Annotated in this window: 20 protein-coding genes and 2 tRNA genes; 8 read left to right on the top strand and 14 right to left on the bottom strand. The window is 70.8% G+C overall.

All coding sequences use genetic code 11. The annotated features are described in order from the left end of the window. Positions 1-3 precede the first annotated feature (3 nt). Together IF73_RS0125235 and IF73_RS0125230 are read right to left on the bottom strand one after the other, a co-directional pair. A complete protein-coding gene (locus IF73_RS0125235) occupies positions 4-1,146 on the bottom strand; it encodes a sensor histidine kinase (protein ID WP_031011935.1) in 1,143 nt (380 codons plus the stop codon). Between the two features lie 150 nt (positions 1,147-1,296). Then, entirely contained in the window at positions 1,297-3,924 is a 2,628-nt protein-coding gene (locus IF73_RS0125230) for a valine--tRNA ligase (protein WP_031011933.1), read from the bottom strand. A gap of 138 nt (positions 3,925-4,062) precedes the next feature. Here IF73_RS0125230 and IF73_RS0125225 point away from each other — a divergent pair, with 138 nt between their 5' ends. Then, a complete protein-coding gene (locus tag IF73_RS0125225) occupies positions 4,063-5,016 on the top strand; it encodes a membrane protein (RefSeq protein ID WP_031011931.1) in 954 nt (317 codons plus the stop codon). Between the two features lie 136 nt (positions 5,017-5,152). Here IF73_RS0125225 and IF73_RS0125220 read toward each other — a convergent pair whose 3' ends face one another. The 6 genes from IF73_RS0125220 to IF73_RS0125195 all read right to left on the bottom strand — a co-directional run bounded on the left by IF73_RS0125220 (position 5,153) and on the right by IF73_RS0125195 (position 10,376). Next, positions 5,153-5,449, bottom strand: coding sequence for a hypothetical protein (locus IF73_RS0125220; RefSeq protein ID WP_158822140.1), 297 nt, complete (start codon positions 5,447-5,449; stop codon positions 5,153-5,155). A gap of 221 nt (positions 5,450-5,670) precedes the next feature. Further along, positions 5,671-6,954: an ATP-dependent Clp protease ATP-binding subunit ClpX gene (gene clpX / locus IF73_RS0125215; RefSeq protein WP_030494070.1), complete on the bottom strand. Its 1,284-nt coding sequence runs from the start codon at positions 6,952-6,954 to the stop codon at positions 5,671-5,673. Between the two features lie 167 nt (positions 6,955-7,121). Beyond that, complete coding sequence (locus IF73_RS0125210; protein WP_031011927.1) at positions 7,122-7,784, bottom strand: ATP-dependent Clp protease proteolytic subunit; 663 nt, start codon at positions 7,782-7,784, stop codon at positions 7,122-7,124. A gap of 62 nt (positions 7,785-7,846) precedes the next feature. After that, a complete protein-coding gene (locus IF73_RS0125205; RefSeq protein ID WP_031011925.1) occupies positions 7,847-8,464 on the bottom strand; it encodes an ATP-dependent Clp protease proteolytic subunit in 618 nt (205 codons plus the stop codon). A gap of 262 nt (positions 8,465-8,726) precedes the next feature. After that, a complete protein-coding gene (gene tig / locus IF73_RS0125200) occupies positions 8,727-10,112 on the bottom strand; it encodes a trigger factor (RefSeq protein WP_031011924.1) in 1,386 nt (461 codons plus the stop codon). Positions 10,113-10,299: 187 nt separating this feature from the next. Then, positions 10,300-10,376: transfer RNA gene (locus IF73_RS0125195), tRNA-Pro, on the bottom strand. A 131-nt stretch (positions 10,377-10,507) separates the two neighbouring features. On the opposite strand from IF73_RS0125195, the gene IF73_RS0125190 reads away from it, so the two are divergent. Beyond that, positions 10,508-10,578 (top strand) — tRNA-Gly (locus IF73_RS0125190). Positions 10,579-10,635: 57 nt separating this feature from the next. Here IF73_RS0125190 and IF73_RS0125185 read toward each other — a convergent pair. After that, entirely contained in the window at positions 10,636-10,830 is a 195-nt protein-coding gene (locus IF73_RS0125185) for a hypothetical protein (RefSeq protein WP_031011923.1), read from the bottom strand. 138 nt (positions 10,831-10,968) lie between these two features. Further along, positions 10,969-12,111 (bottom strand): PP2C family protein-serine/threonine phosphatase, encoded by a 1,143-nt coding sequence (locus IF73_RS0125180; protein ID WP_031011922.1) that lies wholly within the window; start codon positions 12,109-12,111, stop codon positions 10,969-10,971. Between the two features lie 106 nt (positions 12,112-12,217). Between IF73_RS0125180 and IF73_RS0125175 the strand changes: the two genes are divergently transcribed. Then, positions 12,218-13,447: a GNAT family N-acetyltransferase gene (locus IF73_RS0125175; RefSeq protein WP_031011921.1), complete on the top strand. Its 1,230-nt coding sequence runs from the start codon at positions 12,218-12,220 to the stop codon at positions 13,445-13,447. Here the strand turns inward: IF73_RS0125175 and IF73_RS0125170 are convergent. Both IF73_RS0125170 and IF73_RS0125165 read right to left on the bottom strand, forming a co-directional pair. Next, complete coding sequence (locus tag IF73_RS0125170) at positions 13,444-14,265, bottom strand: Fpg/Nei family DNA glycosylase (protein ID WP_031011919.1); 822 nt, start codon at positions 14,263-14,265, stop codon at positions 13,444-13,446. The two genes, IF73_RS0125175 and IF73_RS0125170, sit on opposite strands and share 4 nt — an antisense overlap. A gap of 72 nt (positions 14,266-14,337) precedes the next feature. Continuing rightward, on the bottom strand, positions 14,338-14,826 hold the full coding sequence (locus IF73_RS0125165; RefSeq protein ID WP_031011918.1) for a ribose-5-phosphate isomerase: 489 nt from the start codon (positions 14,824-14,826) through the stop codon (positions 14,338-14,340). Positions 14,827-15,045: 219 nt separating this feature from the next. On the opposite strand from IF73_RS0125165, the gene IF73_RS0125160 reads away from it, so the two are divergent. Beyond that, a complete protein-coding gene (locus tag IF73_RS0125160) occupies positions 15,046-16,479 on the top strand; it encodes an amino acid permease (protein WP_031011917.1) in 1,434 nt (477 codons plus the stop codon). A 71-nt stretch (positions 16,480-16,550) separates the two neighbouring features. Here IF73_RS0125160 and IF73_RS0125155 read toward each other — a convergent pair whose 3' ends face one another. Then, positions 16,551-17,147, bottom strand: coding sequence for a biotin transporter BioY (locus IF73_RS0125155; protein ID WP_031011916.1), 597 nt, complete (start codon positions 17,145-17,147; stop codon positions 16,551-16,553). Between the two features lie 261 nt (positions 17,148-17,408). Here IF73_RS0125155 and IF73_RS0125150 point away from each other — a divergent pair, with 261 nt between their 5' ends. From IF73_RS0125150 to IF73_RS0125140, 3 genes are all read left to right on the top strand, one after another. Then, positions 17,409-18,821: an amino acid permease gene (locus tag IF73_RS0125150; RefSeq protein ID WP_037880423.1), complete on the top strand. Its 1,413-nt coding sequence runs from the start codon at positions 17,409-17,411 to the stop codon at positions 18,819-18,821. Positions 18,822-18,937: 116 nt separating this feature from the next. Then, the gene (locus tag IF73_RS0125145; RefSeq protein ID WP_031011912.1) at positions 18,938-20,347 is read left to right on the top strand and encodes an amino acid permease; all 1,410 of its coding nucleotides are present in this window, start codon (positions 18,938-18,940) and stop codon (positions 20,345-20,347) included. Positions 20,348-20,551: 204 nt separating this feature from the next. Continuing rightward, the gene (locus IF73_RS0125140) at positions 20,552-21,199 is read left to right on the top strand and encodes a superoxide dismutase (RefSeq protein ID WP_031011910.1); all 648 of its coding nucleotides are present in this window, start codon (positions 20,552-20,554) and stop codon (positions 21,197-21,199) included. Between the two features lie 111 nt (positions 21,200-21,310). Here IF73_RS0125140 and IF73_RS0125135 read toward each other — a convergent pair whose 3' ends face one another. Then, positions 21,311-21,946 (bottom strand): DsbA family protein, encoded by a 636-nt coding sequence (locus IF73_RS0125135; protein WP_031011909.1) that lies wholly within the window; start codon positions 21,944-21,946, stop codon positions 21,311-21,313. Positions 21,947-22,087: 141 nt separating this feature from the next. On the opposite strand from IF73_RS0125135, the gene pepN reads away from it, so the two are divergent. After that, complete coding sequence (pepN, locus tag IF73_RS0125130) at positions 22,088-24,634, top strand: aminopeptidase N (RefSeq protein ID WP_031011908.1); 2,547 nt, start codon at positions 22,088-22,090, stop codon at positions 24,632-24,634. Positions 24,635-24,807 lie beyond the last annotated feature (173 nt).

Raw genomic sequence — 24,807 nt, 5'->3', positions numbered from 1 at the left:
GCCTCAGCGCGACAGACCGGACGGGAGGGTCGCCCGGACCACGTAGCCGCCGTCCTCCTCCCCCGCCGTGAAGGTGCCGCCCATGCTGGCGACCCGCTCGTCCATCGAGAGGAGGCCGGTGCCGGTGGAGACGGGCGCGCGGTCCGGCGGGGCCTTCGGCAGCGGGTTGCGGACCTCGATCCACAGGTCGGGCCCGGCGACGCCGATCCGCACCCGGACCGGCAGGCCCGGGGCGTGCTTGGCCGCGTTCGTCAGGCACTCCTTGACCACCCGGTGGACGGCGGTCTGCCGCAGCGGCGAGAGCGCCTTGACCTCCTCGGCCACGTCCAGCTCGACCGGGCTGCCCATCCGCTCGCTCTCCGCGGCCAGGTCCGCGAGGCCCTCCAGGCCGGGCGTGGCGCCGTCCCGGTCGGCGCGCCGCACGAGGGTCTCGTTCAGCATGAGGTGGGCGCGCCGGGCGGTGTCGGCGAGCTCCTCGAAGTCCTTCCGGTGGGCCTCGCCGCGGGCCCGTACGGCGAGCACCTCGGCCCGGACCGCGAGCACGGTCAGCTCGCGTCCGACCAGGTCGTGGACGTCCCGCCCGACCTGGATGCGCTCCTCCTGGACGGCCTGCCGGGCGGCGGCCTCGCGGCGCTGGCTCTCCAGGGCGCGGACGAGGTCCTGGCGGTGGGCGGCGATGCCGACGCCGGCGGCGAGGACGCCGATGGGGACGATCAGGCTGAGGAAGTCGCTCAGGGTGTCGCCGTGCTGCTCGGCGGGCCAGCCGGGCAGCTGGAAGTAGGCGTAGGCCACGCCGATGTAGAGCAGGGTGGCGGCGACGGCGGCCCGGCGGCCCCGGAAGCGGCCGACGGAGTAGAGCGCGAACTGGACGAGGGTGACCTCGTGCAGCCAGCCCATCAGGGCGAGCGCGACCAGGTACGGCACCCAGGGCGCCCGGCGGCGCAGCACCAGGGTCGCGGCGCCGGCGGCGAGGACCAGGGTGGCGGTGACGCCGGTGAGGGAGTTGTCGGCGCGGGCGAGGCCGGGCACGTCGAGGACCATGAGCGCGAAGGCGCTGAGCGCGGCGACGACGTCGAGGGCCCGGGGCGAGCCGGCCCACCGGTCCACGCGGCGGCGCAGCGCGGAGAGGGTGGAGGGGCGGACCATGTCTTCATCATCCAGGGTCCTTGGTCCCGACGCCGTGGACCTGAAGTCCCGTCTGCTGTGAGATGAGGCACTTCGTCCGCTTTCCCGGCCGTCGCCGGTACGCGGAAGGGCCCGGGACCGTGTCGGTCCCGGGCCCTTCCGCCGTCCGCGTCACGCCTGCGGCAGCTTCTCCAGCTGGTTCTGGATGCGGGCGATGTCCTCGTCCGCCTTGGCCAGCCGGCCCTTGATCTTGTCCACGACGTTGTCGGGGGCCTTGGCGAGGAACGCCTCGTTCCCGAGCTTGGCCTCGGCCTGGGCCTTCTCCTTCTCGGCCGCCGCGAGGTCCTTCGCGAGGCGCTTGCGCTCGGCCTCGACGTCGATGGTGCCCGACAGGTCGAGCGCGACCTCGGCGCCGGCGACCGGGAGGGTGGCGGTGGCGGCGAAGCCCTCGCCCTCCGGCTGGAGGCGCAGGATCTGGCGGATGGCGGCCTCGTGCGCGACGAGCGGGGTGCCGGCCAGGGTGAGGCGGGCCGGGACCTTCTGGGCGTCCTGGAGGCCCTGCTCCTTGCGGAACCGGCGGACCTCGGTGACGACCCGCTGGACCAGCTCGATCTCCTTCTCGGCGGCCTCGTCACGGAAGCCCGAGTCCTTCGGCCAGTCCGCGATGACGAGGGACTCGCCGCCGGTGAGGGTGGTCCACAGGGTGTCGGTGACGAAGGGGACGATCGGGTGCAGCAGGCGCAGCATGACGTCCAGGACCTCGCCGAGGACGCGGCCGGAGACCTTGGCGCCCTCGCCGCCCGCGAAGAACGTCGTCTTCGACAGCTCGACGTACCAGGCGAAGACCTCGTCCCACGCGAAGTGGTAGAGCGACTCGCTCAGCTTCGCGAACTGGAAGTCGTCGTAGTACGCGTCGACCTGCGCGACCGTCTCGTTGAGCCGGGACAGGATCCAGCGGTCGGTCGCCGACATCTCGGAGGCGTCCGGCAGCGGACCCTCGATGGTGGCGCCGTTCATCATCGCGAAGCGGGTCGCGTTCCAGATCTTGTTGGCGAAGTTCCGGGACGCCTGGACCCAGTCCTCGCCGATCGGGACGTCCGCGCCCGGGTTGGCGCCCTTGGCCAGGGTGAAGCGGACGGCGTCGGAGCCGTACGCGTTCATCCAGTCCAGCGGGTCGACCGCGTTCGGGTTGGACTTCGACATCTTCTTGCCGAACTCGTCGCGGACGAGACCGGTGAGGGCGACCGTCTTGAACGGGACCTCGCCGTCCATCGCGTACAGGCCGAACATCATCATCCGGGCGACCCAGAAGAAGATGATGTCGTGGCCGGTGAGCAGGACGTCGGTCGAGTAGAACTTCGCCAGGTCCGGGGTCTGCTCCGGCCAGCCGAGCGTGGAGAACGGCCACAGGCCGGAGGAGAACCAGGTGTCCAGGACGTCCGGGTCCTGCTTCCAGCCCTCGGCCTCGGTGCCGGGCGGCTCCTCGTCGGGGCCGACGCAGACGACCTGGCCCTCGGGGCCGTACCAGATCGGGATGCGGTGGCCCCACCACAGCTGGCGCGAGATGCACCAGTCGTGCATGTTGTCGACCCAGTCGAAGTAGCGCCGGGAGAGCTCCTTCGGGTGGATCTCGACGGAGCCGTCGCGGACGGCGTCGCCGGCGGCCTGCGCCAGCGGGCCGACCTTGACCCACCACTGCATCGACAGACGCGGCTCGACGGTCGTCTTGCAGCGCGAGCAGTGGCCGACGGAGTGCATGTAGGGGCGCTTCTCGGCGACGATCCGGCCCTGCTCCTTCAGCGCGCCGACGATCGCCGAGCGGGCCTCGAAGCGGTCCAGGCCGAGGAAGGGGCCGTGGACGGTGATGACGCCGTGCTCGTCCATGACCGTCAGGGACGGCAGGTCGTGGCGGCGGCCGATCTCGAAGTCGTTCGGGTCGTGCGCCGGAGTCACCTTGACGGCGCCGGTGCCGAACTCGGGGTCGACGTGCGTGTCGGCGACGACCGGGATCGTGCGGTCGGTCAGCGGCAGCTTGATCTGCTTGCCGACCAGGTGCTTGTACCGCTCGTCGTCGGGGTGGACGGCGACGGCCGTGTCACCGAGCATCGTCTCGGCGCGGGTCGTCGCGACGACGAGGGAGTCCTCGCCCTCGCCGTACCGGATGGAGACGAGCTCGCCGGCGTCGTCCTGGTACTCGACCTCGATGTCCGAGATGGCGGTCAGACAGCGCGGGCACCAGTTGATGATGCGCTCGGCGCGGTAGATCAGACCGTCCTCGTAGAGGTCCTTGAAGATCTTCTGGACGGCCTTGGAGAGGCCCTCGTCCATGGTGAAGCGCTCGCGCGACCAGTCGAGGCCGGCGCCGAGGCGGCGCAGCTGGCCGAGGATCCGGCCGCCGTACTCGTCCTTCCACTGCCAGACGCGCTCGACGAACTGCTCGCGGCCCAGGTCGTGGCGGGACTTGCCCTCCTCGGCGAGCTGCTGCTCGACCTTGTTCTGGGTCGCGATGCCGGCGTGGTCCATGCCGGGCAGCCACAGGGTCTCGAAGCCCTGCATGCGCTTGCGGCGGGTCAGGGCGTCCATCAGGGTCACCTGGAACGCGTGGCCCAGGTGGAGGGCGCCGGTGACGTTCGGCGGCGGGATGACGATGGTGTACGGAGGCTTCTCGCTCTTCGCGTCGGCCTCGAAGTAGCCGCGCTCTACCCAGCGCTCGTACAGCGGCCCCTCTACCTCGGCCGGCGCGTACTGGGTCGGCAGTTCGGTGGTGGGCGCTGTCTGCTGCTGAGTGTTCTCGGTCACGGGCCCAGTTTAGGGGTGCGACGGTGGTGTCCCGAAACGCGATTGTTCGGTAACGGTGTGACCCCTGCCGCCCCATCGCCGGGCCGCTTCCGACAGGATGTTCGCTACGCATAAACGTCCTGTGAGGGGAAGCAGTCGATGAGCTACAACCAGCCGGGTCCGTACGGGGGCCAGCAGCCGCAGCAGCCCGGGCCGTACGGCCAGCAGCCCGGCCCGTACGGGCAGCCGCAGGCCCCGCAGCCCGGTTACGGTTACCCCCAGCAGGCCCCGCAGGGTGTCCCGCCGCAGCAGCCGTACGGCTACCCGCAGCAGCCCGCCCCCTACGGCCAGCAGCCCCCGTACGGCGCCCCCCAGGGCCCCGGCGGCTACGTGCCCCACCCGCCGGCCCCGCAGAAGTCCAAGACCCCGCTGATCATCGGCGCGGTCGCGGTCGTCGCGGCGATCGCGGTCGGCGCGTACTTCCTGATCGGCGGCGGTGGCGGTAACGCGTCGGTGGCCGACGACACCAAGGGCCACAAGCTGACGCCCGCCGCTTCCGTGGACGACTACAAGAAGTCCAAGGACGGCGACAAGTCGTCGTCGATGAGCGACGAGGACAAGAAGGAAGCCGAGACCTACCTCGGCATGAAGAACCCGCAGGAGGCGGGGGCCTCCTACAGGAGCGGCTCCGAGTCGGAGCCGCTCAAGGGCAAGATGCTGAGCCTGAGCGGTCTCTGGGGCGAGATCCCCGATCCCGAGAAGGCGATCGACGGCTTCTTCCAGAAGACGAAGGAGGACTCCAAGGAGGGCAAGGACGAGGAGTTCACCATCGAGCTGGTGGGCGAGCCCACCGCGGTGACGCCCAGCGGCTTCGAGGGCGCCCTGATGAAGTGCCAGAACGCGAAGTTCAAGCCTGCGGCCAGCGGCGACTCGTCCGCCCTCATGGCCAAGGAGTTCGAGGTCCCGATGTGCGTCTGGGCCGACTACAGCACCCTCGGCGCGGTGAACGTCATCGACATGACCCAGCTCATGGGCGCGGGCCAGGCTGTCCCGCAGGCCGACGTCGCCGCCCTCGCCGCGAAGCTCTACAACACCTCGCGCACCAAGGTCTGATCCCCGACTCCGGACCGGTCATGCGGGACAAGACGAGAGGGGGCTGCCGGTGACTCCGGCAGCCCCCTCTCGCACGTCGCCGGCCAGGCGATGAAGCACCGCGCCGTGGCGACCGCCCCCATGGGTGCGGCGCGGGCTACCCGTGGGCGCGCGTACAGGCTTCCCTCGCGACCTCCGGCCGCACCCGGATGGCGACCAGTGAGGTCACGCACGATGGGTGCGGGGCCCACCCGATGACCTTCAGGGCCTTGTACGAACAAGCGGCATAGACCTTGGGCCCCACGACGTAGCCGTGGCTCTCGACGTAGTCGATGCATCCCGAGTACAGGGACGCCGATGCCGCCGCCGGCGCCGCGGCGGCAACCGGCGCGAGGACCGCAGCCCCCACCACGCCTACGGTCGCCAGCATCCGGCCCACCTTCATCGCTCTCATGGACAGCCTTTCGTCACCACGCGAATACTTCCCGCGCACGAGACGATCACGGCTTGACCGGCGAGTCGAGAGGATCATGCCGATTCTGGCCGGGATCACTCAGCCGATGGCTGATGACCCACCGAGGCACAACCGCCTGCGCCTGCCCGACATTCGGGGCCGCACGCTGAAGGGGCGCCCCGCCGGAAGTCCGGTGGGGCGCCCCTTCGTTGTGGTTCCGGTTACGCCGACTTCTCGTGGCGGCCGTCGTTCTTGACGATTCTGGGGACCAGGGTCGGGTTCACGTTGTTGCGGACGACGTCCGCCGTGATGACGACGCGGGCCACGTCCTTGCGGGAGGGGACCTCGTACATCACCGACTGGAGGACCTCCTCCATGATGGCGCGCAGGCCGCGCGCGCCGGTGCCGCGGAGGATGGCCTGGTCGGCGATGGCCTCCAGGGCCGGGCGGTCGAAGTCCAGCTCCACGCCGTCGAGTTCGAAGAGGCGCTGGTACTGCTTCACCAGCGCGTTGCGCGGCTCGACGAGGATCTTCAGGAGCGCCTCGCGGTCCAGGTTGTGGACCGAGGTGATCACGGGGAGGCGGCCGATGAACTCGGGGATCATCCCGAACTTCACCAGGTCCTCCGGCATGACCTCCTGGAACTGGTCGCTCGCCTCGATCTCGCGCTTGGAGCGGATGGTCGCCCCGAAGCCGATGCCCTTGGCGCCCGCCCGCGACTCGATGATCTTCTCCAGGCCGGCGAAGGCGCCGCCCACGATGAAGAGCACGTTCGTCGTGTCGATCTGGATGAACTCCTGGTGCGGGTGCTTCCGGCCGCCCTGCGGCGGGACGGAGGCGGTCGTGCCCTCCAGGATCTTCAGGAGGGCCTGCTGCACGCCCTCGCCGCTCACGTCGCGCGTGATCGACGGGTTTTCGCTCTTACGGGCGACCTTGTCGATCTCGTCGATGTAGATGATCCCGGTCTCGGCCTTCTTGACGTCGTAGTCCGCGGCCTGGATCAGCTTGAGCAGGATGTTCTCGACGTCCTCGCCGACGTAGCCGGCCTCCGTCAGCGCCGTCGCGTCGGCGATGGCGAACGGGACGTTGAGCATGCGGGCCAGGGTCTGGGCGAGGAGCGTCTTGCCCGAACCCGTGGGGCCCAGCAGCAGGATGTTGGACTTGGCCAGTTCGATCGCGTCGTCACGGCCCTGCGCGCCGCCGTTCTCGCCGGCCTGGACGCGCTTGTAGTGGTTGTACACGGCGACGGAGAGGGCCTTCTTCGCCGGCTCCTGGCCGACGACGTACCCCTCCAGGAACTCGTAGATCTCGCGGGGCTTGGGGAGTTCCTCCCACCGCACCTCGCTCGTCTCCGCGAGTTCCTCTTCGATGATCTCGTTGCAGAGGTCGATGCACTCGTCGCAGATGTACACACCGGGTCCCGCGATGAGCTTCTTCACCTGCTTCTGGCTCTTTCCGCAGAACGAGCACTTGAGCAGATCGCCGCCATCACCGATGCGTGCCACGAGGTGCTTCCCCTTCGCCTGGGAGCGCTTGGTTCAGCGACTCCTGGTGCCTCATATTCGACGGTACCTTGCCGGACCCCCCGTTCGGGCCCCCCTTGGCACGGTTCACATGGTCGCGATTCGGCCACGCGAGCCCCGCGAACCGTGCCGAGGGAAGGTCGGGCGCGTCAGTGTGCCGCGGCGGCCGTGCTCTTGCGGGTCGAGACGATCTGGTCGATCAGGCCGTACGCGAGGGCGTCCTCGGCCGTCAGGATCTTGTCGCGCTCGATGTCGTCGCGGATCTTCTCGATCGGCGTGGTGGAGTGCTTGGCCAGCATGGTCTCCAGCTGGTCGCGCATCCGCAGGATCTCCTTGGCCGCGATCTCCAGGTCGGAGAGCTGCTCACGGCCGGTGCCGCCGGAGGGCTGGTGGATCAGCACACGGGCGTTGGGCAGGGCCATCCGCTTGCCGGGGGTGCCGGCGGCGAGCAGCACGGCCGCGGCGGAGGCCGCCTGGCCCATGCAGACCGTCTGGATGTCGGGCTTCACGAACTGCATCGTGTCGTAGATGGCCGTGAGGGCCGTGAACGAGCCGCCGGGGCTGTTGATGTAGATCGAGATGTCGCGGTCCGGGTCCATCGACTCCAGGCACAGCAGCTGCGCCATGACGTCGTTGGCCGAGGCGTCGTCGATCTGCACGCCGAGGAAGATCACGCGCTCCTCGAAGAGCTTCGCGTACGGGTCGTACTCGCGCACGCCCTGCGAGGTGCGCTCGACGAAGCGCGGGACGACGTAGCGGTTGTCCATCGGCGCGCCGGTGTAGAGGCCGCTCGGGGAGAGGTTGTTCTGCATCTGGGTGTTCACCGTCCTGGTGGCGTTCGGAGGGGGCTGGGGGCTCTGCGGCTGGCCGGCGCTCAGGCGCCCGTGCCGCCGCCGCCCGGAACACCCGCGGCGTGCGTGATGATGTCGTCGATGAGGCCGTACTCCTTGGCCTCCTCCGCGGTGAACCAGCGGTCGCGGTCGCCGTCGCGGATGATCGTCTCGACGGTCTGGCCGGAGTGGTGCGCGGTGATCTCGGCCATGCGCTTCTTCGTGCGCAGGAGGTACTCGGCCTGGATCTTGATGTCGGAGGCGGTGCCGCCGATGCCGGCGGAGCCCTGGTGCATCAGGATGTCGGTGTTCGGCAGCGCGAAGCGCTTGCCGGGGGTGCCGCCGGTGAGCAGGAACTGGCCCATCGAGGCCGCCATGCCCATACCGATGGTGACGACGTCGTTCGGGATGTACTGCATGGTGTCGTAGACGGCCATGCCGGCCGTCACGGAGCCACCGGGGCTGTTGATGTAGAGGTAGATGTCCTTCTCCGGGTCGGCGGCCAGGAGGAGCATCTGCGCGGTGATCTTGTTGGCGATCTCGTCGTCGACCTGCTGGCCGAGGAAGATGATGCGCTCGCCGAGCAGCCGGTTGTAGACATGGTCGCCGAGGCCACCACCGATGGACGGCTCACCCGCGGCGTAAGGCTTCAGATTCGTCACGTATCCACCTGCTCGTCTCCGACGGCCCCGGGCCGTCTCAGCGTCTCGTTCTGAGGGCAGTGCCCCCGTATCCATGGACCCTAACGCGCAGGTAGGACAACGCCATCCCGGTTCCCGAACTGTTCGCTGGGAGCGCAAGGTAGTTGGCGGCGCATAAACGGTCCGCGTACGTCCACGGGCCCGGCCGCACAGCAGTGCGTCCGGGCCCGTGGCACGGTACGGCGCGCGCGAGGCGGAGCCTCGGCGTCGGCCCGGTGGGGCCTTACTTCTCCTCGGCGACCTCGGCCTCGCCGGTGACGGCCTCGACCGTCTCGGCGGCGGCCTCGACCTCGTCCTCGTCGTCGGAGAGGTCGACGACCTCACCGTTGGTGTCGACGACCTTGGCGGCCTCGACGACGACCGCGAGGGCCTTGCCGCGGGCGACCTCGCCGACCAGCATCGGCACCTGGCCGCCCTGGACGACGGCCTGGGCGAACTGGTCGGGGGACATGCCGGAGGAGGCGGCACGGCGGAACAGGTGCTCGGTGAGCTCGTCCTGCTCGACGTTCAGCTGCTCCTTGGAGACGAGCTCGTCGAGGAGGAACTGGGTCTTGATGCCCTTGACCGCCTGCTCCTTGGTCTCGGCCTCGAACTCCTCGACCGTCTTGCCCTGGAGCTCCAGGTACTTCTCCAGGCTCAGGCCCATCTGGCCGAGCTGGTGGTGCTCCAGGTTGTGCTTGCGGGTGTTGACCTCGTCCTCGAGGAGCTTCTCGGGAACGGGGATCTCCGCCAGCTCCAGGAACTTCTCCAGGACGCGCTCCTGGGCCTGGGTGGCCTGGTCGAACTGCTTCATGTTCTCGAGGCGCTTGCGGCTGTCGGCCTTGAGCTCGTCGAGGGTGTCGAACTCCGACGCCATCTGCGCGAACTCGTCGTCCAGCTCGGGGAGCTCACGGGCGGCGACCTCGGTGACCTTGACGGTGACCTCGGCGTCCTTGCCCGCGGCGGAGCCGCCCTTCAGCTGCGAGGTGAAGGTGGCCTCGCCGCCGGCCTCCAGGCCGGTGACGGCGGCGTCGATGCCGTCGAGCAGCTCGCCGGAGCCGATGGTGTACGAGACACCGTCGGCGACGCCGTCGGGCAGCACCTCGCCGTCGACCTTGGCGGTCAGGTCCAGGGTGACGACGTCGCCCTCGGCGGCGGCGCGGTCGACCTTGCTGGTGGACGCGAAGCGCTCGCGGAGCTGCTCCACGGACTTCTCGACGTCCTCGTCGGTGACCTCGATGGCGTCGACCTCGACCTCGATGCCGGAGTAGTCCGGGATCTCGATGGCCGGGCGGACGTCGACCTCGGCGGTGAAGGCCAGCAGCTCGCCGTCCTTCAGCTCCGTGATGTCGACCTCGGGCTGGCCCAGCACGTTGACCTCGGCCTCGTTCACGGCCTCGGTGTAGAACTTCGGGAGCGCGTCGTTGACGGCCTCCTCCAGCACGGCGCCGCGGCCGAACCGCTGGTCGATCACACGAGCAGGGATCTTGCCCTTGCGGAAGCCCTTGACCGTGACCTGCTGGTTGATCTTCTTGTACGCCGCGTCGAGGCTGTCCTTGAGCTCCTCGAAGGGCACCTCGACAGTGAGCCGAACCCGGGTCGGGTTCAGGGTCTCCACGGCGCTCTTCACGGTTCGGTCTCCTTGTGGCTGATTCCTGGATTCCGGACGGGCCGCGCGGGGCGGTTCCGGCCGATGGGCCCGGTCAGAAAGACACACGGGCTCGCAGCTTGCATAGTAACCGCACGTGGGATGAGGCCCACAACGTGATCAAGAACCCGCGAGGTCGGAGCCCCGAGGGGGATCGCGAGGACCATGCTGGTCGGGGTGGCGGGATTTGAACCCACGGCCTTCCGCTCCCAAAGCGGACGCGCTACCAAGCTGCGCCACACCCCGTCGGTGCGACACGTAGGGTACATGTACGGGGACGCTGCGACGCCCCCTGTTCCCGGGGGCGTGCACGGACGGCTCCGGACCGGCTACGATGCTGTCCGTGCCGCGGCCTTCCGGCCTGTGGCGCGCTCCGTGCGGGCGTAGCTCAATGGTAGAGCCCTAGTCTTCCAAACTAGCTACGCGGGTTCGATTCCCGTCGCCCGCTCTGTGTACGGCTCCGGCCCGGTCCCTCGACGAGGGGCCGGGCCGGAGCCGTTCTCCGTCAGAACTTGATGGCGCCGATCGTCTGGGTTATCGAGTCCAGGAAACGCTGGATGTCGTCGGCCATGCCCGTGGAGGCGAGGAAGAAGCCGAAGAGGACGGCGACCACGGCCGGCCCGCCCTTGAGGCTTCCGCCGCGGATCAGCACCACGAGGACGATCGCCAACAGCAACACCACAGACAGCGAAATGGCCACAACTGATCACACCCTCGGTCGGTCCCTGCCCAGCCCGGGGTATGCATCTGGACACCCCCGCGCCTCCATCGTGCCACCAACCCCTTTGCCCTCGGCGGCGGGTGACGAATCGTGGGACGCGCCACAGCGCCGAAAGGTTCAGGCGGGGCGGGAGATGAGGACCAGGGCGCGGTCGTCGTTGACGTCCTTGGCGACCGCCTCGATCAGGTGCCAGGCGACGCCCTCGAAGCCGCCGGGGACGCAGCGGTCGGCCTCGCCGGTGAGCCGGTCGATGCCTTCGGCGAGGTCGCGGTCGGCGGCCTCGACGAGACCGTCGGTGAAGAGCATCAGGACGTCGCCGGGGTGCAGGGTTCCCTTGACCGGGTGGAACTCGGCGCCGTCGTAGACGCCGAGGAGGGGTCCGTCGCCGTCCTTCTCCTCCCAGCGGCCGGTGCCGGAGTGGAGCTGGAGCGCGGGCAGGTGGCCGGCGGAGTAGAGCTCGTAGTCGCCGGAGTCCAGGTCGAGGACGAGGTGGACGGAGGTGGCGAAGCCCTCGTCCCAGTTCTGCCGGAGCAGGTAGGCGTTGGCGGCGGGCAGGAAGCCGTGCGGCGGGAGCGAGCCGAGGAGGCCGCCGAAGGCGCCGGAGAGCAGCAGGGAGCGGGAGGCCGCGTCCATGCCCTTGCCGGAGACGTCGGTGAGGACGACCTCCAGGGTGCGGCCGCCGTGGGTGCGGGCGGCGACGACGAAGTCGCCGGAGAAGGACTGGCCGCCGGCCGGGCGGAGCGCCATCTCGCGGTGCCAGCCGCGCGGCAGCCGGGGCAGCGCGCTCTGCACCCGGAGCCGTTCGCGCAGGTCGAAGAGCATGGTGCCGCCGCGCCGCCAGGGCACCCCGACCCGGGCCCGGAACTGGGCGATGAGCAGGCCGAAGAGGCCGCAGGCGGCGACCACCAGGACGGTGCCGGGGGTGACGCGGGCGGGTCCCTCGCCGTACGGGCCGAGGATGGTGGACTCGACGATCAGCCCGCCGGCGGCCGCCGCGTAGAGGCCGAGGAGGCTGGCGGGCCGCAGCAGCAGTCCGCCGGCCACGATGGGCAGGACGAGGGCGGCGGGCGAGCACCAGACCGGGTCGAGGACGGTGCCGCAGACGATGGCGGGGATGGTGAGCAGCAGCCCGACGAGGGCGAGCCGGTCGGAGGTGCCGCCGCGGAAGTAGTCGACGCCGGTCCGGCGCAGCACGACGCGGGCCCGGTGGGCGCGCCTGCGCAACCGGGCCGTGTACGTGTTCACTCCGTGGTGGGCCATTGGCCTGGACCCTATCCACCCCGGCCGGTCCCGTGCAGGGGTACCCCGGTGACAAGGTGCGTGAAATCGGGTCGCCTCGGGCGAGGACCGCTGATATCGATGGCATATGACGACTGAACTGCGGGTGCTGGACCCGTCGGAGTGGGATCGCTGGTTCGCGACGCTGGAACTCGCCTTCGGGGGTGTGCCGGAGGAGCCGGAGGAGCGGGCGCTGTGGCGGGACCTGACCGAGTGCGGGCGTTCGCTGGCGGTCTGGGACGGCGAGCGGCCGGTGGCGACGGCGGGCGCGTTCTCGTTCCGGCTGACCGTGCCGGGCGGGTCCTCGGTGCCGGCGGCCGGCGTCACCATGGTGAGCGTGGCCGGAACCCATCGGCGGCGCGGGCTGCTGACGTCGATGATGCGGCGGCAGCTCGACGACGTGCGGGAGGCGGGCGAGCCGCTGGCGGTGCTGATGGCCTCGGAGGCGGTCATCTACGGGCGGTTCGGTTACGGGGCGGCCAGTTGGACGCAGCGGGCGGTGATCGACACGTCCCGGGTGCGGCTCGACGTGCCGGCCGGGGCGGACGCGGTGGGCCTGCGGACGGTGCCGCTCGCGGACTCGTCGGCGGCGACGGAGGCGGTGTACGCGCGGATGGTGCCGCGCCGGCCCGGGATGCTGGCCCGGCGGCCCGGCTGGGAGCGGCTGCCGCTGCTCGACCCGCCGGGGTCGCGGGAGGGCGCCTCGCCGCGGCTGTGCGTGCTGGCGGAGCGGGACGGGGAGGTCGTGGGGTACGCGTACTACGCGATCAAGCCGGACTGGAGCTGGGCGGGCGCGGACGGTTCGGTGACGGTGCACGAGCTGTACGGGCTCGATCCGGCGGCGGAGGCGGCGCTGTGGCGGTTCCTGTGCTCGGTGGACCTGACGTCGCGGGTGCGGGTGAACAGCGCGCCGGTGGACGCGGCCTGGCAGCACCTGGTCTCGGACGTGCGGCGGTGCGAACCGACCGTGCGGGAGGGGCTGTTCGCGCGGCTCGTGGACGTGGGCGCGGCGCTGGAGGCGCGGACGTACCAGGCGCCGGTGGACGTGGTGTTCGAGGTGACGGACGCGTTCTGCCCGTGGAACGCGGGGCGGTGGCGGCTGTCGGGCGACGCGAAGGGGGCGAGCTGTTCCCGGACGTCGGATGCGGCGGATCTCGCTTTGTCGGTACGGGAGTTGGGGTCGGCGTACCTGGGCGGTACGAGCCTGGCCGCGCTGGCTTCCGCGGGGCGGGTCACGGAGCTGCGGGGCGGGGCGCTCGCGGAGGCGTCGCCGGCCTTCGGGTCTCACCTCGCGCCCTGGTTGCCGCACGGGTTCTAGGGGCGGGCGTGCCCCGGTTGGCAGGTGGGGCACCAGAAGAGGTTTCTCGCTGCCAGGTCCGCCGTGCGGATGGGTGTGCCGCAGAGGTGGCAGGGCTGGTTCGCGCGGCGGTAGACGTAGACCTCGCCGCCGTGGTCGTCGACGCGCGGGGGGCGGTTCATCGCCTCGGGGGTGTGCTCGGGGCGGACCGTGTCGATGCGGTTGAGGCGGACGCCCTCGCGCATGAGGGCCCTGAGGTCCTCCCAGATCGCGGTCCACTCCCCCGCCGTCAGGTCCTTCCCGGCGCGGTACGGGTCGATGCCGTGGCGGAAGAGGACCTCGGCGCGGTAGACGTTGCCGACGCCGGCGATGATCTTCTGGTCCATGAGCAGGGCGGCGATGGTCGTGCGGGACCGCACTATGCGGCGCCACGCCTTGTCGGGGTCGTCGCCGTCCCGCAGCGGGTCCGGGCCGAGGCGGGCGTGGATCGCCCGCTTCTCGGCGTCGGTGACGAGCGCGCAGGTGGTGGGGCCGCGGAGGTCGACGTACGACTCCGGGTTCGCGAGGCGGAGCCGGACGGTGTCGGTGGGCGGGGGCGCGGGGGCGTCGCCGAAGGTCACCTTGCCGAAGAGGCCGAGGTGGATGTGGACCCACTCGTCGCGCGGGAAGCCGAGGAAGAGGTGCTTGCCGTGGGCCTCGGTGGTCTCCAGGACGGAGCCGTCGAGCAGGGCGGCGGAGTCGGAGAACTTGCCCTGCGGGCTGCTCGCGCGGACGGGCCGGCCGCCGAAGCGCTCCCGGTGGTCCTGGGCGAGGCGGTGGATCGTATGCCCCTCGGGCACGGCGGTTCTCCTGGGTCGCGGGACGGCACCGCCCGTGCCGCCGGGGGGGGCGGCGGCACGGGCGGGCGGGGCTCAGCCCTGCTGCGGGTGGTGGGCCGGGATCGGGGGCATGACGCCCTCGGTCTCGTACGCGCTCAGCATCTCGATGCGGCGGGTGTGGCGCTCGTCGCCGGAGTACGGGGTGTTGAGGAAGATCTCGACGAACTTGGTCGCCTCCTCCTCGGTGTGCATGCGGGCGCCGACGGCGACGACGTTGGCGTTGTTGTGCTCGCGGCCGAGGGCGGCGGTCTGCTCGCTCCAGGCGAGGGCGGCACGGACGCCCTTGACCTTGTTGGCGGCGATCTGCTCGCCGTTGCCGGAGCCGCCGATGACGATGCCGAGGCTGTCCGCGTCGGCGGCCGTCTTCTCGGCGGCGCGCAGGCAGAACGGCGGGTAGTCGTCGAGGGCGTCGTAGATGTGGGGGCCGCAGTCGACGGGCTCGTGGCCGTGGGCGGTGAGCCACTCCACGAGGTGGGTCTTGAGTTCGTAGCCGGCGTGGTCGGAACCGATGTAGACGCGCATGGCCTCGAGTGTGGCACGGGCGGGACGGGGCAGGCGTCAGCGGGGTCGGGACCTCGGTCCCGGCGGGTCACGGACCTTCGTCCCGCATGGTCCGGACCTTATGGCCCGAATATGTCCTGAATCACGTTCCGGAGTCAGAGCTTCCGTACTGGCGAGTCGCCGGGTTTCATGGCTCCGGCTCGCGATCCGAGCCTGCCCCCACACCCGAAGGAAGCGTTCATGAACACGCAGCCGACCCTCGCCAAGGAAGGCGGCAGCACCGGTACCCCCGGTCAGACCCCGTCCGACGGCCTCAAGGCCGGGCTCAAGAACCGCCATCTGTCGATGATCGCGATCGGCGGCGTCATCGGCGCCGGCCTCTTCGTCGGCTCCGGCTCCGGCATCGCCGCCGCCGGGCCCGCAATCCTCCTCTCGTACGCCCTCGTCGGCGCGATGGTCGTGTTCGTGATGCGGATGCTCGGCGAGATGGCCGCCGCGCGGCCCACCTCCGGCTCCTTCTCGGCCTACGCCGACCAGGCGCTCGGCCGCTGGGCGGGCTTCACCATCGGCTGGCTGTACTGGTTCTTCTGGGTGGTCGTGCTGGCCGTCGAGGCGACCGCGGGCGCCAAGATCCTGGAGGGCTGGATCCCGGCCGTCCCGCAGTGGGGCTGGGCGCTCATCGTGATGGTGGTGCTGACCGCGACCAACCTGGGCTCGGTGGCCTCGTACGGCGAGTTCGAGTTCTGGTTCGCCGGCATCAAGGTCGTCGCCATCGGCGCCTTCGTCGTGATCGGCATGCTGGCCGTCTTCGGCGTGCTGCCCGGCTCGGACAACCCGGGCGCCGGCTTCGCGCACCTCACCGACACCGGCGGGTTCTTCCCGATGGGCGCGGGCGCGGTCCTCACCGGTGTGCTGATGGTCGTCTTCTCCTTCATGGGCAGCGAGATCGTCACCCTGGCGGCCGGCGAGTCGGAGGACCCGCAGAGGGCCGTCACCAAGGCCACCAACAGCGTGATCTGGCGGATCGGCGTCTTCTACCTGGGCTCGATCTTCGTGGTCCTGACGCTGCTGCCGTGGAACGACGCCTCGATCGTGGAGAAGGGCTCGTACGTCGCCGCCCTCGACTCCATCGGCATCCCGCACGCCGGCCAGATCATGAACGTGATCGTCCTGACGGCCGTGCTGTCCTGCCTGAACTCGGGCCTCTACACCGCCTCCCGGATGGCCTTCTCGCTCGGGCAGCGCGGTGACGCGCCGAAGGCGTTCGCGAAGGTCAACCAGCGGGGCGTGCCGGTGGCCGCGATCCTCGGCTCGGTCGTCTTCGGCTTCGTCGCGGTCTTCTTCAACTACAAGTGGCCGGACACGGTCTTCGCCTTCCTGCTGAACTCCTCCGGCGCGGTGGCGCTCTTCGTCTGGCTGGTCATCTGTGTGACCCAGCTGCGGATGCGCGGGATCATCCTGCGCGAGTCGCCGGAGAAGCTGATCGTGCGGATGTGGCTCTTCCCGTACCTGACGTGGGCGACCATCGCCATGATCGTCGGCGTCCTCGGCTACATGGTCTACGACGGCGGCAGCAACCGCGACCAGGTCGTGCTGTCGCTGCTGGTGGCCGCGCTGGTCCTGGCGATCGCCGTGGTCCGCGAGCGGCTGGGGAAGAACGCCCCCCGCGTCTGACCGGACACAGGTGAAAGGGCCCGCCGCTCCGGGGAGGAGCGGCGGGCCCTTCGCGTACGGCTCCGGGGGCGTCAGCCCTTGCGGCCGACGAGCTTCCAGGCGGCCGGGAGGGCGCCCATGGCGAGCGCGGCCTTGAGGGCGTCGCCGATGAGGAACGGGGTCAGGCCGGCGGCGACCGCCTGGCCGAGGGTCATGCCGGTGGCGAGGGCCAGGTAGGGGACGCCGACCGCGTAGACGAGGGCGGAGCCGAGGGCCATGGTGCCGGCGGTGCGCAGGACCGAGCGGTCGGCGCCGCGGCGGGCGAGGGCGCCGACGACGGTGGCGGCGAGGAGCATGCCGAGGATGTAGCCGAAGGACGGCATCGCGTAGCCCGAGGAGCCCTGGGCGAACCACGGGACGCCGGCCATGCCGACGGCGGCGTAGAGGGCGAGCGAGAGGAAGCCGCGGCGGGCGCCGAGGGCGGTGCCGACGAGCAGGGCGGCGAAGGTCTGGCCGGAGACCGGGACCGGGGAGCCGGGGACGGGGACGGAGAGCTGCGCGGCGAGGCCGGTGAGGGCGGCGCCGCCGACGACGAGCGCCACGTCGCGGACGCGGCTGGAAGGCAGGAGGTCGGCGAGGACGGTGCCCGTACGGAGGGTGCGGGCGGGGGCGGCGGCGGTGCTGCTCATCGGTACTCCGCGAGGGTGAGGGGTCGGAACAGGTTGACGCTATGCCAGGAGTGAACGCTCGATCACCGTCAGCCGCCGACAAAGCCTCGGGCGGGCGCTTCATGGAGTTCCGACAAAGAACCCTGAGGGTGTCCGGCGCCACGTGACGCTTGTCACTAGGGGATGGCCCTGGCTCATCCCTTTTGCGTCGAGAGGCGATCAGCGGAGAGACTGTGGGGTCTCCATAAAGTGCCCCTCCTCCCAGAGCGCGAGTCCCCCACCATGCGCGACGCCGCCCCGCCCGCCCCCCTCACCGAACCCGAGCCCCTCTCCCACGGCCTGAAGCAGCGTCACCTGACGATGCTGGGGCTCGGCGGGGTCATCGGCGCCGGGCTCTTCGTCGGCTCGGGCGCGGGCATCGCGGTCGCCGGTCCCGGCATCGTGCTCTCGTACCTGATCGCGGGCGCGCTCGCGATGCTGGTGATGCGGATGCTCGGCGAGATGTCGTCGGCGATGCCGGCCTCCGGCGCGTTCTCGGTGCACGCGGAGCGGGCGCTGGGCCGCTGGGCCGGCTTCTCGGTGGGCTGGCTGTACTGGTTCCTGCTCGTGGTCGTCCTCGCGGTGGAGGCGACGGGCGCGGCGCGGATCGCGCACGGCTGGGTGCCGGGCGTCCCGCAGTGGGGCTGGGTGCTGCTCTTCATGGTGGTCTTCACGGCGGCGAACCTGGCGGCGGTGAAGAACTTCGGCGAGTTCGAGTTCTGGTTCGCCGCGCTGAAGGTGGGCGCGATCGTGCTCTTCCTGGTGCTCGGCGCGCTGGCGATCGCCGGCTGGCTGCCCGACACGGACCCGGTGGGGCTCGCCAACCTGACCGGGCAGGGCGGTTTCCTGCCCAACGGCTGGTCCGGGGTGATCTCCGGGGTGCTCGCGGTGGTGTTCGCCTTCGGCGGCCTGGAGGTCGTGACCATCGCGGCGGCCGAGTCGGAGGACCCGGCGCGGAACGTGGCGCGGGCGGTGCGCAGCGCCGTGTGGCGGATCCTGCTCTTCTACGTGGGCTCGATGCTGGTGATCGTGACCCTGCTGCCGTGGACGTCGATGGTGCCGGGCGAGTCGCCGTACGTCGCGGTCCTGGACGCGATCGGGGTGCCGGGCGCGGGGCAGATCATGAACGTCGTGGTGTTCGTGGCGCTGCTGTCGGCGCTCAACGCCAATCTGTACGGCTCCTCCCGGATGGTCTTCTCGCTGGCGGAGCGCGGCGAGGCGCCGCGGGGGCTGCTGAAGGTGTCCACGGGAGGGGTGCCGCGGCGCGCGGTACTCGCCTCGGTGGCCTTCGGGTTCGTCTCCGTGCTGCTCAATCTGAAGTGGCCGGACTCCGTCTTCCTCTACATGCTCAACGCGGTCGGCGCGGTGCTGCTGTTCGTGTGGGCGCTGATCGCGGTGTCGCAGCTGCGGCTGCGGCCGCGGATCGAGCGGGAGGCCCCGGAGAGGCTGACGCTGCGGATGTGGGCGTTCCCGTGGCTGACGTGGACGGCGCTGGCCGCGATGGCCGCGGTGCTGGTCCTGATGCTGACCGACGACGGGGCGCGGCCGCAGGTGCTGTGGTCGGCGGGGGCGACGGCGGCGGTGCTGCTGGTGGCCTGGGTCAGGGAGGTGCGCGGGTCCCGGGAGGCGCCGCCGTCCACGACGAAACGGAACTGAATCTTCACCTTGTGTGAAGGTGGTGACCGTATAGCGGACACCCGTTCCCTCTGAGCGGTGCGGGCGCCCAGACTGTGGGCTTCCCTCCCCGTCTCAGCCTATGAACAGGGTTGCCCATGTCCCGGACCACCGCGCCCGCGCAGGCCGACCGCGAGGACGGCACCGCCGCTCCCGCCGAGGGCCTCTCCCACGGCCTCAAGCAGCGCCATCTGTCGATGATCGCCCTCGGCGGCGTCATCGGCGCCGGCCTCTTCGTCGGCTCCGGCGCCGGCATCGCCGCCGCCGGGCCGTCGATCGTCGTCGCGTACGCGATCTCCGGCGTGCTCGTCATGCTGGTGATGCGGATGCTCGGCGAGATGTCGGCGGCGAACCCGGCCTCCGGCTCCTTCTCCGTCCACGCCGAGCGCGCCTTCGGCCCGTGGGCGGGCTTCACCGCGGGCTGGGCCTTCTGGTTCCTGCTCTGCGTGGCCGTCGGCCTGGAGGGCATCGGCGCCGCGAACATCATGACGGGCTGGTTCCCGGACACCCCCGCGTGGGCCTGGGTGGCGCTCTTCATGCTGGTCTTCTGCGGCACCAACCTCGCGGCGGTGAAGAACTTCGGCGAGTTCGAGTTCTGGTTCGCCGCGCTGAAGGTCGGCGCGATCGTCCTCTTCCTCGGCATCGGCGTGCTCGCCATCCTCGGGGTCCTGCCCGGCACCGACGCCCCCGGCACCGCCAACCTCACCGGCGACGGCGGCTTCTTCCCGCACGGCTCCGAGGGCCTGATCGTCGGCCTGCTCGCCTCCGTCTTCGCGTACGGCGGCCTGGAGACGGTCACCATCGCGGCGGCCGAGTCCGAGCACCCGGTGCAGGGCGTCGCCAAGGCGGTCCGTACGGCGATGTGGCGCATCGCGCTCTTCTACATCGGCTCGATGGCGGTCATCGTCACCCTCGTCCCGTGGGACGACAAGGCGGTCGTGGAGAAGGGCCCGTACGTCGCCACCCTCGACCACCTGGGCATCCCGGCCGCCGGCCAGATCATGAACGTGGTCGTCCTGATCGCCCTGCTCTCCGCGATGAACGCCAACATCTACGGCGCCTCCCGCATGGCCGGCTCGCTGGTCGGCCGCGGCCAGGGCCCGAAGGCGGTCGGCCGGCTGTACGGCGGCGTGCCGCGCCCGGCCGTGCTGCTCTCCTCGGTCGTCGGCTTCGGCGCCGTCCTGCTGAGCTACTGGTCGCCGGACAAGGCGTTCATCTGGCTCCTCAACACCATCGGCGCGATCATCCTCGTCGTCTGGTTCTTCATCGCCGCCTCCCAGCTGGTGCTGCGCCGCCGCACCGAGCGCGAGGAGCCGGAGAAGCTGGTCGTGCGAATGTGGGCCTTCCCGGTGCTGACCTGGGTGGCGCTGGCCGGCATGGCGGCGGTCTTCTTCCTGATGGCCCGTGAGGAGGGCACCCGGGTGCAGCTGTACGCGACGGGCGCGCTGACGCTGGTCCTCGCCGCCGTCGGCTTCGCCCTCCAGAAGGCGCGGGCCAAGGCGGCCTGACCCCACCCCCGCTCCGTACGAACGCCCCGCCGGCCCCGGCGGGGCGTTCGCGCGTTCCGGGCCGGGGCGGGTCGGGTCGGCTCCCGCGGTACGGCGCGGCGCGGTGGCCTAGGTCGAAGGGCTGATCAACATCGCCCGCAGGTGCTGTTAGCCTGCACTTGCATAAGGGTTGCAATAAGCAGTCAGTCGAAGGGCTCGGCACACATGGCGATCTACACACTTCCGGAGCTGCCGTACGACTACGCGGCGCTGGAGCCGGTGATCAACCCGCAGATCATCGAGCTGCACCACGACAAGCACCACGCCGCCTACGTCAAGGGGGCGAACGACACCCTGGAGCAGCTGGAGGAGGCCCGCGACAAGGAGCAGTGGGGAGCGATCAACGGCCTGGAGAAGAACCTCGCCTTCCACCTCTCCGGCCACATCCTCCACTCCATCTACTGGAACAACATGGCGAGCCCGAAGGCCGGCGAGGGCGGCGGCGAGCCGCTGGCGGCCGACGGCGTGGGCGAGCTCGCGGACGCGATCACCGAGTCCTTCGGCTCCTTCGCCAAGTTCAAGGCCCAGCTGACCAAGGCGTCGGCGACCACCCAGGGCTCCGGCTGGGGCGTGCTCGCCTACGAGCCGATCAGCGGCCGCCTCATCGTCGAGCAGGTCTACGACCACCAGGGCAACGTCGGCCAGGGCTCGGTCCCGATCCTGGTCTTCGACGCCTGGGAGCACGCCTTCTACCTCCAGTACAAGAACCAGAAGGTCGACTTCATCGACGCCATGTGGCAGGTCGTGAACTGGCAGGACGTGCAGAAGCGGTACGCCGACGCGAAGGGGCGCACGCCGCTCATCGGCATCTGAGACACCGGAGAACTCCTGCTCGTGATCGTCTTCTCAACCTTCACCGGGCAGGCGGAAAAGAGGACGGCCCCCGTGGTGACGTGAACCACGGGGGCCGTCCGCTCCGAGGGCTCACTCGAAGCTCGGCACCGCCGTCCGGGTGCGCTTGATCTCGTAGAAGCCCGGGGTCGAGGCGACGAGCAGCGTGCCGTCCCACAGCCGGGCCGCGGCCTCGCCGCGCGGGGTCGGGGTGACGACCGGGCCGAAGAAGGCGACCTCGTCGCCGTCCGGGCCGGGGACCGCGATCACCGGGGTGCCGACGTCCTGGCCGACCTTCTCGATGCCCTCCGCGTGGGAGGCGCGCAGCTCGGTGTCGTACGTGTCCCTGTCGGCGTACTCCACCAGGTCCTCGGGGAGGCCGACGTCACGCAGCGCGCCGACGACGGCCTCGCGGGTCGGGCCCTCGCCGTTGTTGTGGAAGCGGGTGCCGAGGGCCGTGTAGAGCTTGCCGACCACCTCGTCGCCGTGCAGCTGCCGGGCGGCTATGACGACGCGGACCGGTCCCCACGCCTGGGTCTCCAGCATCTCCCGGTACGCGGGGGAGACCTCGTCCAGCCGGTCCTCGTTCAGGACGGCGAGGCTCATCACCTTCCAGCGGACGTCGACCGGGCGGACCTTCTCCACCTCCAGCATCCACCGGGAGGCCATCCAGGCCCACGGGCACAGGGGGTCGAAGAAGAACTCGGCGGTGGTCCTGCTCTCGGACATGTCACTCCTTGCAGCGCGGAAACGGGGATATGCGCCGATCTGCGGCAACACCCCGGGGCCGTGTCGGCATTCCCGTGCGCCGGGTGAAAGGTGCGCATGGGAGGATCGGTGCTGTTTCGAACACGCCACGAAGGAGTGACCGTGCCCGGTGAGAACCTGTCCCGCGACGAGGCCCATGAGCGGGCCGCGCTGCTGTCCGTCGACGGCTACGACGTCGCGCTCGACCTGCGCTCGGCGGTCGGCGAGTCCACGGAGGCGGTCCGCACCTTCCGTTCGGTGACGACGATCCGCTTCCGCCGCACCGGCGACGCCGACACGACCTTCGTGGACCTGCTCGCGCCGTCGGTCACCTCCGTCACCCTCAACGGGCGGGAGCTGGACCCGGCGGTCGTCTTCGACGGCGCCCGGATCGCCCTGGACGGCCTGGCGGACGACAACGTGCTGGTCGTCGACGCCCAGTGCGCCTACAGCCGCACCGGCGAGGGCATGCACCGCTTCGTCGACCCCGAGGACGGCGAGGTGTACCTGTACACCCAGTACGAGCCGGCCGACGCCCGCCGCGTGTACGCCAATTTCGAGCAGCCCGACCTCAAGGCGCCGTACCGCTTCGAGGTGACCGCGCCCGAGGGCTGGACGGTGTGGAGCAACGGCGCCGGCGAACAGGGTGCCGACGGGGTGTGGCGGTTCGCGGAGACGCAGCCGATCTCCACGTACATCACCTGTGTGGTGGCCGGTCCGTACCACTACGTCACCGACACCTACCGGCGCGGCGACGTCGAGATCCCGCTCGGCGCGATGTGCCGCAAGGGGCTCGCGAGGCACTTCGACGCGGACGACGTCTTCCTCGTCACCAAGCAGGGCTTCGACCTCTTCCACGAGCTCTTCGACTACCCGTACCCCTTCGGCAAGTACGACCAGGCGTTCGTGCCCGAGTACAACCTCGGCGCCATGGAGAACCCCGGCATGGTCACCTTCACCGAGGAGTACATCTACCGGGGCAAGGTCACGCGGGCGGCCTACGAGCGGCGCGCCAACACGATCCTGCACGAGATGGCCCACATGTGGTTCGGCGACCTCGTCACCATGGTCTGGTGGGACGACCTGTGGCTGAAGGAGTCCTTCGCCGACTTCATGGGCTCCTTCGCGCTCGCCGAGGCCACCCGCTTCACCGACAGCTGGGTCACCTTCGCCAACAACCGCAAGGCGTGGGCCTACCGCGCCGACCAGCTGCCGTCCACCCACCCGATCACAGCCGACATCCGTGACCTGGAGGACGCCAAGCTGAACTTCGACGGCATCACGTACGCCAAGGGCGCCTCCGTCCTGAAGCAGCTCGTCGCCTACGCCGGCCGGGACGCCTTCCTGGAGGGCGCGCGCCGCTACTTCAAGCGCCACGCCTACGGCAACACCCGCCTCGGCGACCTGCTGTCGGTCCTGGAGGAGACCTCCGGCCGGGACATGCGGGCCTGGTCGAAGTCCTGGCTCCAGACCTCCGGCGTCAACGTGCTCGCCCCCGAGGTCACCTACGACGCCGAGGGCCGGATCACCGAGCTCGCCGTCCTCCAGGAGGGCGACGAGCTGCGCCCGCACCGGATCGCCGTGGGCCTCTACCGGCTCACCGACGGCGAACTCGTGCGGTACGCGCGCGTGGAGGCCGACGTCGCCGGCGTCCGGACCGTCGTCGACGGGCTGGCCGGCAGCGAGCGGCCGGACCTGATCCTCGTCAACGACGACGACCTCACCTACTGCAAGGTCCGCTTCGACGAGGGCTCGCTCGACACCCTCCGCGAGCACCTCGGCGACATCACCGACCCGCTGGCCCGCGCGCTGTGCTGGTCGGCGCTGTGGAACCTGACCCGGGACGGGCTGATGCCGGCCCGCGACTTCGTCGCCGCCGTGCTCGCCTTCGCGGGCCGCGAGACCGACATCGGCGTCCTCCAGATGGTGCACGCCTGGGCGCGGACCGCCGTCACCCACTACGCGGCCCCCGCGTGGCGCGCGGAGGGCGGCCGGCTGCTCGCCGAGGGCGGGCTGCGCGAGCTGCGGCTCGCCGAGCCGGGCAGCGAGCACCAGCTGACCTGGGCGCGCTTCTTCGCCGCGACCGCCTCCTCCGACGCCGACCTCCAGCTCCTGGAGGGGCTGCTCGCCGGCACCGCCCGGATCGACGGGCTCGACGTCGACCAGGAGCTGCGCTGGGCGCTGCTCTCGACGCTGGCCGAGGAGGGCCGGGCCGACGAGGCGCGGATCGGCGAGGAGCTGGCCCGGGACGACACCGCCAGCGGCAAGCGCCACCAGGTGCGGCTCCTTGCCGCGCGCCCGTCGGCGGCGGTGAAGGCGCAGGCGTGGGCGCAGGTCGTCGAGTCCGACACCCTGTCGAACGCGCTGGTCGGCGCGGTCATCGCCGGTTTCGCGCAGCCCTCGCAGCGCGAGCTGACCGCCCCGTACGCGGAGAAGTACTTCGCGGTGATCGAGCGGATCTGGGCCGAGCGGTCGATCCAGATCGGCATGGACGTGGTGCGCGGGCTCTTCCCGGCGCTCCAGGACCGTCCGGAGACCCTGGCGGCGACCGACGCCTGGCTGGCGGAGCACGCGGACGCGGCCCCGGCGCTGCGGCGGCTCGTCCTGGAGTCCCGCGACGACCTGGCCCGGGCCCTGCGGGCGCAGGAGTGCGACGCGCTGGAGGGGTGAGTCCCGCGCCGGCTGCCGACGGGGGGTCCGCGGGCCCCCTCTCGGCAGTCGAACGCGCGTACTTTAGTGCGGGGTTGTCCTGGTTAGGCCACCGCCTTGTAACAGGCCGTTAGGACCGGGCCGGGGAGCGGAAGACCCCCGGCATGAACCACAACACCCCCATCACCCCCGGC

The organism is Streptomyces sp. NRRL F-5727 (assembly GCF_000719555.1).
In the GTDB taxonomy this organism is placed as follows: Bacteria; Actinomycetota; Actinomycetes; order Streptomycetales; family Streptomycetaceae; genus Streptomyces.
This window is presented reverse-complemented; position numbering and strand designations above follow the sequence as displayed.

Bases quoted from the DNA above. Each gene is read 5' to 3' on its own strand.
- IF73_RS0125235 (WP_031011935.1), bottom strand. From the start codon at position 1,146: ATGGTCCGCCCCTCCACCCTCTCCGCGCTGCGCCGCCGCGTGGACCGG.
- IF73_RS0125225 (WP_031011931.1), top strand. From the start codon at position 4,063: ATGAGCTACAACCAGCCGGGTCCGTACGGGGGCCAGCAGCCGCAGCAG.
- IF73_RS0125220 (WP_158822140.1), bottom strand. From the start codon at position 5,449: ATGAGAGCGATGAAGGTGGGCCGGATGCTGGCGACCGTAGGCGTGGTG.
- IF73_RS0125210 (WP_031011927.1), bottom strand. From the start codon at position 7,784: ATGCAGAACAACCTCTCCCCGAGCGGCCTCTACACCGGCGCGCCGATG.
- IF73_RS0125180 (WP_031011922.1), bottom strand. From the start codon at position 12,111: ATGGCCCACCACGGAGTGAACACGTACACGGCCCGGTTGCGCAGGCGC.
- IF73_RS0125175 (WP_031011921.1), top strand. From the start codon at position 12,218: ATGACGACTGAACTGCGGGTGCTGGACCCGTCGGAGTGGGATCGCTGG.
- IF73_RS0125165 (WP_031011918.1), bottom strand. From the start codon at position 14,826: ATGCGCGTCTACATCGGTTCCGACCACGCCGGCTACGAACTCAAGACC.
- IF73_RS0125160 (WP_031011917.1), top strand. From the start codon at position 15,046: ATGAACACGCAGCCGACCCTCGCCAAGGAAGGCGGCAGCACCGGTACC.
- IF73_RS0125155 (WP_031011916.1), bottom strand. From the start codon at position 17,147: ATGAGCAGCACCGCCGCCGCCCCCGCCCGCACCCTCCGTACGGGCACC.
- IF73_RS0125150 (WP_037880423.1), top strand. From the start codon at position 17,409: ATGCGCGACGCCGCCCCGCCCGCCCCCCTCACCGAACCCGAGCCCCTC.
- IF73_RS0125145 (WP_031011912.1), top strand. From the start codon at position 18,938: ATGTCCCGGACCACCGCGCCCGCGCAGGCCGACCGCGAGGACGGCACC.
- IF73_RS0125140 (WP_031011910.1), top strand. From the start codon at position 20,552: ATGGCGATCTACACACTTCCGGAGCTGCCGTACGACTACGCGGCGCTG.
- IF73_RS0125135 (WP_031011909.1), bottom strand. From the start codon at position 21,946: ATGTCCGAGAGCAGGACCACCGCCGAGTTCTTCTTCGACCCCCTGTGC.